Genomic DNA, 1,801 nt, shown 5'->3' with positions numbered 1-1,801 from the left:
CAACTCCGGTCACATAGCTACGGCTATGCTCCCTTCGTTGTGCCTTGCATAGTAAGTGCCCACTTAGCCAGAAAATACGATTCCATTTGGCCAACTACTTAGAGCTGATAGTTCTTGCCTGAGAAGGAAGTAGCCTTTTTGTAATACCGCTTGTAGTGAAGGTTTTTCTCGTAAGAGGACTCAGGGAAGGTAAATTCAATATCTTCCTGTAGAACTGTCCAGATGGGATCAAGATAGTTACTGTTGTACTTCAATTTGAAGGAAGTGAGGCCGTACTGCCACAGAGCCGGGATATGCCTGATGATCTGTGAATAAGTTTTCAGATTGACCCCAATCTCACCGGTTTCCTTGTTGCAGGTTCCCAGGGCAAACTGCTGGATTACGGAGTGGTGATAACGAAGCTCAACCCTGAAAACGTCCTGCTCAACATCGTAGCCAACGCTTCCATCTGAAAGCCGAGTGCTTTCCTCCCACTTGTGCTCGATATAGTCAAACTTATCAATGCTTTTGGCCTGTATGGTTTTGTTATATACCGCCAGTTGTACTGCACCCGCAGAGCCAAATTTAAACGACTGTGAACGGCCATAGATACCTGAAATTTCAGAGAAGTTAAACTCTGCCTTATCAATTGGGTATTCCAAAAGCAGAAAAGCCCATCATTTTCATAACAACCGTGTTGAATACACACGAACAAAAGGCAAGAAAACAAGAAACGTACCCGTTCCAGAAGACCTGTTCAGTGAGATTCAGGAACATATCGCCCAACATGCCGAGTTCACCCCTTCATTAACATCTTTCAGAAGAGCCTTGAAAGCATCAGGTATCAAGCTTCCCCGAGGCCAGCAGAGCCACGTACTGAGACATACCTTCGCCAGCCACTTTATGATGAACAAGGGAAATATTCTGGTTTTACAGCGGATTCTTGGGCACTCATCGCTGATGATGACCATGAAATACGCAAAATTCGACCCGGATCACTTCAAGGAAGCCGCTGAATTAAACTCTCTGACCAGCCTTGAACGACAGAATATAGGTATCGAAAGTTGACCAGAATTTATTTTCGACAATCCTTCGACACTTTTTCGACACCCTGCTAATTTGCACACAGTGCATATAAAGAAAAACCCTGTAAATCAAAGAATTACAGGGTTTGTATTTGGTGGAGGCGGCGGGACTTGAACCCGCGTCCGCCAGTTCTCAGCCTTCGGCTCTACATGCTTAGATCCACCTTTGTGTTTAACACCACAGCGACCCAGTGGTCGGGGTTCTGCAGTGCGATTCCCACAGGTTTTAACCCGTCAGCCAGAGACCTGCTGATCGTGGCGATTCTGCTTACGATGACAGTCTGAAAAACCAGCCAGCAGACGAGCCGGACAGACTGGATAGCTCGTAGGGTTTAGCTACGATTACGCTGCAACAGCGAAAGAACTATCGTTAGCTGCTTTGGTTTTGGCAACTAATAGGTTTGTAGTGTTTTGATTAACGAGAACCACTACGCCCTCGGCATGCACCTCAGGGTTCGATACCGTCGTCGAATCCGAATCGCCCCCAGACTTAATAGTTATAGAGCACGAAGGCCGATGTCGCAATGGCTGGAGAATAATCAGTGGCAATATCACGCTGTTTACGCCTTGACGGATCAATAGGATCCAGTGGTGCAAGTCCGGGCCATAATAGTTCTGCTCCCCTGCCCGATGGTTCTGTAATCATTGATCAGCAGCACTGGCTTTGGAATACGGTTAGCGGTTACTAGGAGGCTGTCCGAGAATAGACTGCCCTACTGCGGTGGCAGCAAATTGGT

3 protein-coding genes and 1 other RNA gene are annotated in these 1,801 nt (G+C 47.0%); 1 reads left to right on the top strand and 3 read right to left on the bottom strand.

Translation table 11 applies throughout. From position 1 onward, the window contains the following. Positions 1 to 98: 98 nt before the first annotated feature. Positions 99 to 641 (bottom strand): hypothetical protein, encoded by a 543-nt coding sequence (locus KDK15_RS20630; RefSeq protein WP_257297282.1) that lies wholly within the window; start codon positions 639 to 641, stop codon positions 99 to 101. Between KDK15_RS20630 and KDK15_RS20625 the strand changes: the two genes are divergently transcribed. Then, positions 589 to 1,047, top strand: coding sequence for a tyrosine-type recombinase/integrase (locus KDK15_RS20625; protein ID WP_373691429.1), 459 nt, complete (start codon positions 589 to 591; stop codon positions 1,045 to 1,047). The genes KDK15_RS20630 and KDK15_RS20625 overlap by 53 nt on opposite strands. A gap of 110 nt (positions 1,048 to 1,157) precedes the next feature. Here the strand turns inward: KDK15_RS20625 and ssrA are convergent. After that, positions 1,158 to 1,550, bottom strand: a transfer-messenger RNA (tmRNA) gene (gene ssrA, locus KDK15_RS20620). Between the two features lie 4 nt (positions 1,551 to 1,554). Beyond that, a complete protein-coding gene (locus KDK15_RS20615; protein ID WP_257297281.1) occupies positions 1,555 to 1,710 on the bottom strand; it encodes a hypothetical protein in 156 nt (51 codons plus the stop codon). Positions 1,711 to 1,801 lie beyond the last annotated feature (91 nt).

Source organism: Endozoicomonas sp. YOMI1, assembly GCF_024606345.1.
In the GTDB taxonomy this organism is placed as follows: domain Bacteria; phylum Pseudomonadota; class Gammaproteobacteria; order Pseudomonadales; family Endozoicomonadaceae; genus Endozoicomonas.
Note: the sequence above shows the minus strand (reverse complement) of the source record. Positions and strands in the feature narration are given on the sequence as shown.